Annotated in this window: 1 protein-coding gene; it reads right to left on the bottom strand. The window is 71.9% G+C overall.

Annotation, left to right across the window (positions count from 1 at the left end; translation table 11 throughout):
• Positions 1–490 (bottom strand): M23 family metallopeptidase (locus tag GUY59_RS47165; protein WP_161715162.1); only part of this gene is annotated, 490 nt, incomplete at its 3' end.
• Between the last annotated feature and the right edge of the window lie 153 nt (positions 491–643).

The following is a 643-nucleotide window of genomic DNA, read 5'->3' as shown; positions in this document are numbered from 1 at the left end:
GGTGTTCGGGGCTCGCCTGCCAGAAAGGGAGAAGGCGGATGGGGGCTTGGCCCAGGAGGAGAAGAGGGTCGAGGTAGCGGGTGCCGCGCAGGAGACCCCAATGGAGGCATGGCTCCTGGCAGTGATCGGTCGGTGACTCGAGGACGCCCAGCTTGGCGCCCTGCGCGATGGATTGGCCCTGTGTCAAGGACGAGGTGACCGGTACGTACGTCGTGCGCAGGCCGCTCGTGTGCTCGACCGTGACCACGCCCCTTCCTCCCACCGGGCCCGCGAACCGGACCGTGCCCGCGCCTGCCGCGAGCACCGGGGCGCCTGGCGGAGCGGCCAGGTCGACGCCTCGGTGGCCGGCCAGCCAGGGTTCAGGTGGTGGGGCGAAGCGGCGGATGACGCGAGGGTGACCATCCAGCGGCCAGCGCCATGTGGACGGTGAGGCTCGTGCCGCTGCGGGTGCTGGGACGGCGATGACAGTGGCCGCCAGGACCAGCGCCATCACGGCACCGCGGATGGTGGCAACGGCCGCCAGGGTGCTCCGGACGGTGGTGAGAGCCGCTGGGGTGCCGGGGGTGGTGGTGAGGGGTGTGGAGGTGTTGCCGGTGGTGACGGCCCTTGGGGTGCCGGGGGCGGAAGGGAGGCAGCTGAGTGT

It is taken from the genome of Nonomuraea sp. K271, assembly GCF_009908215.1.
In the GTDB taxonomy this organism is placed as follows: Bacteria; Actinomycetota; Actinomycetes; order Streptosporangiales; family Streptosporangiaceae; genus Nonomuraea; species Nonomuraea longispora.
This window is presented reverse-complemented; position numbering and strand designations above follow the sequence as displayed.